The 5871-nt window shown below is 33.5% G+C and carries 6 protein-coding genes; 3 read left to right on the top strand and 3 right to left on the bottom strand.

The genetic code is table 11. From position 1 onward, the window contains the following. Both HRU49_RS12870 and HRU49_RS12865 read left to right on the top strand, forming a co-directional pair. Positions 1–1000: T9SS type A sorting domain-containing protein (locus HRU49_RS12870; RefSeq protein ID WP_296357805.1), on the top strand; the 1000-nt coding region annotated here is incomplete at its 5' end. Positions 1001–1072: 72 nt separating this feature from the next. Then, positions 1073–2053, top strand: a complete 981-nt coding sequence (locus HRU49_RS12865; protein WP_296357804.1) for an acyl transferase — start codon at positions 1073–1075, stop codon at positions 2051–2053. Positions 2054–2611: 558 nt separating this feature from the next. Here the strand turns inward: HRU49_RS12865 and tyrS are convergent. After that, positions 2612–3910, bottom strand: a complete 1299-nt coding sequence (tyrS, locus tag HRU49_RS12860; RefSeq protein ID WP_296357802.1) for a tyrosine--tRNA ligase — start codon at positions 3908–3910, stop codon at positions 2612–2614. Positions 3911–4032: 122 nt separating this feature from the next. On the opposite strand from tyrS, the gene HRU49_RS12855 reads away from it, so the two are divergent. Beyond that, positions 4033–5058 carry an NAD-dependent epimerase/dehydratase family protein gene (locus HRU49_RS12855; RefSeq protein WP_296357800.1) on the top strand — a complete coding sequence of 342 codons (1026 nt, stop codon included), beginning with the start codon at positions 4033–4035 and terminating at the stop codon, positions 5056–5058. On the opposite strand, the gene HRU49_RS12850 is transcribed toward HRU49_RS12855, so the two are convergent. Further along, complete coding sequence (locus HRU49_RS12850) at positions 5055–5501, bottom strand: DUF4296 domain-containing protein (protein ID WP_296357798.1); 447 nt, start codon at positions 5499–5501, stop codon at positions 5055–5057. The genes HRU49_RS12855 and HRU49_RS12850 overlap by 4 nt on opposite strands. 1 nt (position 5502) lies before the next feature. Beyond that, on the bottom strand, positions 5503–5871 hold a 369-nt coding region (locus HRU49_RS12845), incomplete at its 5' end, for an amidohydrolase family protein (protein ID WP_296357796.1).

The following is a 5871-nucleotide window of genomic DNA, read 5'->3' as shown; positions in this document are numbered from 1 at the left end:
AACTATCACAGTACAAGATGGAGGTTTATGCGACTTGAACAGTATGATTTCAAGTCCTGTTTGTGAACCATCTTTGGCGCTTCCAATATATGAAGGATTTGATTATACAGTTGGAGAAGGTTTAAATAATCAAACAGATTGGACTGGTTTCAATGGCGGTGCTAGTATTGGTATTGGTGGACCTGGAGGTTTAACCTACACTGGTTTAGCTAATGATAGTCAAACAGGAAATCATCTGTCTTTCAGTGGTTCAGGTCAAGAATCAAAAATTGAATTTACTGCAGTTACCTCTGGAACTGTATACACTTCATTTATTTTCCAAATCACTGATCTTTCTGCTATTACAGATTTAAACGATGGAGGTTATTTTGCAGCTCTTGCAAATTCAGATAGTTCATATGATTTACGTTTTTGGGTTCATCCCGATACAGATCCTGTTGGCTCTACCTTTGATGTTGCAGTTACAGCAACTTCATTTAGTCCAACCTTTGCTGGAAGCTACAATACTAATGAATCTGTATTAGTGGTTATGAGTTATGAACCTGGAACTGGTGTTATTAAAGGATGGATAAATCCTTCCTCTCTAGGTGGCGTTGAGCCTGCTCCAGACTTCTCAGAAACAGACTCAGAAATTGAAACAACAATTGACAGGTTTGTATTAAGACAAGACAGTGCAGGAGAAACACCTTCAATCTTATTTGATGAATTAAGAATTGGAACAAGCTATGCTGAAGTTACTCCTCAAACTTTATCAAATAATAATTTTAACTTAAATCAGCTTTCATTATATCCAAATCCAACTAATACTGGGTCTGTAACAATTACGTCTTCAAGTAATGATACAATGAATGTCCAAGTGTTTGATATTCTTGGAAAAGAAGTTAAAAATGAAACTATCACTAACCATACATTAGATGTATCTAGTTTAACAACAGGAATGTACTTAGTGAAAATCACTCAAAACAATACTTCTACCACTAAAAAATTAGTGATTAGATAGAGTTAAGTAAAATCAAATGATTAGCGCAGTTATTTCATAGCTGCGCTTTTTTATTTTCAATATTTTTGTCTCATGATTTCTAAGGACAGAATTTTTAATTTAACAACTGAAGCAGAATTTGAAGCTTTAGCTCTCGATATTTTTAGCTTTCAATTTGAAAATAATAAGACCTATCGCTCTTTTTGTGACTTATTGTACAAATGTCCTTCCGATATTAAATCCTATAAGGATATCCCATTTTTACCCATTCAATTCTTTAAAAATCGCGATGTCCTAAGCAATCAAAACACCATACAAAAAACCTTTACAAGTTCTGGTACTACAGGCACTATTCCTAGTAAACATTTAGTGACCGATATCTCAATCTATGAGAAAAGCTATCTAAAGGGATTTAAACAATTTTATGGTAATATTGAAGATTACGTAGTATTGGCATTATTACCTTCTTACCTTGAGCGCGAAGGGTCCTCTCTAATTTATATGGTTAATGATTTGATTACAAAATCTAGCCATGCTGAAAGTGGCTTTTATCTAGATAACCTAAATGATTTAGCTAACACTTTAAAACGGCTAGAATCAGAACAGCAAAAGACGATACTCATTGGTGTTTCATTTGCGCTTTTAGATTTGGCTGACGCTTATAGATTTAGCCTCGAGCATACCATAATTATGGAAACTGGGGGTATGAAAGGACGTCGTAAAGAAATTATTCGTGAAGAATTACATCAAATCCTTAAATCTAGATTTGGAGTGCAACATATTCATAGCGAATATGGTATGACGGAATTATTAAGTCAGGCTTATTCTTCCGGAAATGGTCTTTTTGAATGTCCGCCATGGATGAAGGTATTGACTCGCGATACAGAAGATGCCTTAACCATTCAAAATTCAGATAAAACAGGTGGGATTAATGTAATTGATTTAGCAAATGTAAACTCTTGTTCCTTTATTGCCACTCAAGATTTAGGAAGAGTGTATTCTAATGGCAGCTTCGAAATTATAGGTCGCTTTGATAATTCAGATATAAGAGGCTGCAATTTAATGGCCATTTAAGTCCAACAGATTTGTTCGACTGGGCCAGTTATAAATGCAATTTGATGAACTATTTAGGTCTACTATTCATCGCATTTTCGTTTCAAGTTTTAACTCAAAGTTTAAATTATAATACCAAGCACGTATTTATTACTAAAGGTTATGATGTTGTTTCATATTCTGACAATGAACCAAAGAAAAGGTCAGAGTCTTTTACTAAAGCGTATAATGGTGTAAAGTTTAAATTCTCAAGTCAGACTTAACCAAAACACCTTTATTAAAAACATATCCCAAAGTATGGTGGTCACTGTGCTTTTGCTATTACCGAAAAATACTAAAAGAGTAGATGTCAATCCTAAAACCTTTGAAGTTAGCGCGGGTAAACGCTATTTATTTTATAATTCCTGGGGAAATAACACTTTAAAAAAGTGGCTAAAAAAAGATGTGAAAGGTTTACAAAAAAAAGTCGACTCATATTGGGAGGTCGTTAAGTTTAATTAATTCTATGAAAAAGAATAATTAATTTGACCTCATGATTGATTGGTTAGATGTGCCCAGAAGGAATTCTGGGCACTACTTTTATACAATCTTAATGATATACGTATTTTTCCTGCCTTTATTAAGGATGATATACTTATCATTGATTAAGTCCTCATTAGTTAATTGATAATCTTCTTTAACTTTCTCCTTATTGACTGAAATCGAATTTTCTTTTAATGCTCTTCGTGCTTCACCATTAGAGTTTAAGAAATTAGTCTTTGCTGCTAAAGCACCAATCATATCTAATCCTCCATCAAAATCTGACTTTGTTATCTCTGCTTGAGACACCCCTTCAAAAACATCTAAAAATGTATGTTCATCTAAGGTTTTAATATCATCTTTAAAGGACTTGCTAAATAATATGTTGGACGCTTTTTCAGCATTTTCAAAGTCCGCTTTTGAATGAACCATAGTGGTAATCTCTTCAGCCAATCGTTTTTGTAAAAGTCTACGATGCGGAGCTTCTTTATGATTTTCTATCAATGTATTAATATCAGATTCATTGAGAAAGGTGAAAATCTTTATATACTTTTCTGCATCAACATCGCTTGAATTTAACCAATACTGATAAAACTTATATGGTGAAGTTCTATTAGCATCTAACCAAACATTTCCGCCTTCAGACTTTCCAAATTTAGACCCGTCACTTTTAGTTATTAATGGGCAGGTAATTGCAAAACCTTTACCACCACCGATACGTCTTATTAATTCAGTTCCAGTTGTAATATTTCCCCACTGGTCGCTGCCTCCCATTTGTATCGTGCAGTCATTAGCTCGATATAAATGTAAGAAGTCATACCCTTGGACCAACTGATAGGTAAACTCTGTAAAGCTCATCCCATCATTAGAAGATTCGCCAGAGATTCTATTCTTAACCGAATCCTTAGCCATCATATAATTAACCGTGATATGCTTTCCCACATCTCTAATAAATTCTAAAAATGAAAACTCTTTCATCCAGTCATAGTTATTAACTAATACTGCAGCATTAGCATCACTTCTATCAAAATCTAAGAAATGTGCTAACTGAGCTTTAATAGCTTCTTGATTGTGGCGTAATGTTTTTTCATCTAATAGATTACGCTCACTAGATTTTCCTGATGGATCACCAATCATTCCAGTAGCACCACCAACAAGTGCAACTGGTTTATGGCCACAACGTTGATAATGAGCTAATAACATAATAGGAACTAGATTCCCAATATGTAAAGAATCTGCGGTAGGATCAAAACCTATGTAAGCACTACGCATTCCTTCATCTAAATGGTCTTCAACTCCAGGCATATTTTGGTGAAGCATGCCTCGCCATTTTAACTCTTCTACAAAATTCTTTCCCATTATTTTGTTTTCAATATTAGATCTCAGCAAAGATATGTTTCCATCCTAAAAGACGAAAGACAATTTTAAAAAAGCGTAACTTTGAGTTAATAATCAAAATTTACAAATTCCTTTAGATAATAATGATATTAGTTACAGGAGGAACTGGTTTAGTTGGCTCACATTTGTTATTCCAACTCGTCAAAAATAACAATAAGGTTCGCGCTACGTACAGAAGGACTAAAACACTAAAACGTGTTGCCCATGTCTTCAGTTACTATTCTTCTGAAGCTCAAACTTTATTCGAAAAAATTGAATGGATTGAAGCAGACATTAATGATATTCCACGATTACAAAACGCTTTTAAAGATATCACTCACGTCTATCATTGCGCAGCTTTTGTATCCTTTGAGCCCGATAAATACCATGAATTGCGAAAGATAAATATAGAAGGCACATCCAATATCGTTAACCTAAGTATTAGCCATAATATAAAAAAACTATGTTATGTAAGCTCTATTGCTGCTATTGGGTATAATGAAGATTCAGAAAAATTAATCACTGAAGAAACTGAGTGGAATCCAGAGGCTGATAACAGTGTATATGCCATAACTAAATATGGAGCAGAATTGGAGGTATGGAGAGGAACTCAAGAAGGCCTCGAAGCTGTTATTGTAAACCCTGGAATTATCTTAGGTGCAGGATATTGGAAAGGTGGCAGCAGTGGTAATCTGTTTAGACAAATTCATGACGGAATGAAATATTTTGTCAAAGGAGTTGTAGGTTATGTAGATGTTTTTGATGTAACTAAGGCAATGATTAAACTCATGCAGTGTGATATTAAAAATGAACGTTTTATTGTGATAGCTGAAAATTTAAGCTTTAAATCATTTCAGTTTAAGGTGGCAAAGATGCTTAATGTAGCCCTACCTAAAAAAGAAGCTAAACCATGGTTGTTAAGTTTAGCATGGAGATTAGATTGGTTGAATCATAAACTACTTAGAAAACGTCGAACTCTTTCTAAGCAAACTGCTAAATCAGCTGTTAGTATAACAAAATATGATAATAACAAATTAAAACATACCTTGGACTTTCAATTTAAGTCTATAGACGATTCTATCGAAGATGTTTGTGGTCTGTACCTTAAAGACTTAAGTAAAAAGACTTAGGATCTCACTGGAGTTTTTGATTTTACGATAGAATCCTTTTTTTTTCTTTTAGCTTTTGTTAAGGAGTCTCGTCTTCTTTTCTCTTGTTGTTCTTCTGCCTTCTGTTGTGCGACAAAGGTTTCTTTGTCCTTTTCTAATTTTTCTTTTACATTATCTACCAACACTTTATATTCATCTGCGTCGAATGCATAATAGGCATTACTATTAGCAAATTGTGTACTGTCAATATTATGTTTGGTCAACAAATACTTCTCAGGCTTAATGCGTTTACTTTCTAAAATTTTACTATTCACACCTTTAGCCGCATTAAGAATATACAAATCATATAATATTTGTTCCATTTTATCTTTAGCAATAAGGTCTTTAGGTTTGACAGGTCGCTCTTTTTTTGTACAAGCCATAAAAAGAAAACCTAGAACAAATAAAATTGATAAAACTCTCATACTACCTGTTAAATGTAAGTCGTTTTCCAGCTTTAACGTCAAGAACCTTAAAATTGTTGTAAACTAATTGTCCATTGACAAAAGTATGTGTTATTCTACTTTTAAAGGTATTTCCTTCAAAAGGAGACCATCCACACTTATATAAAATATTATCCTTATTTACTGTCCAAGGATTATTAAGATCTGCTATAACTAAATCTGCATAATATCCTTCCTTGATATAACCTCTTTTTTCAACATCAAAAAGAATGGCTGGATTATGGCAAGCCTTTTCAACTATTTTTTCAATTGAAATTTTACCTTGATGATGCATTTCCAATAAAGCTACTAGTGCATGTTGCACTAAAGGGCCACCTGATGGAGCTCTTGT

The organism is Winogradskyella sp., from assembly GCF_013213975.1.
Lineage (GTDB): Bacteria > Bacteroidota > Bacteroidia > Flavobacteriales > Flavobacteriaceae > Winogradskyella.
Note: the sequence above shows the minus strand (reverse complement) of the source record. Positions and strands in the feature narration are given on the sequence as shown.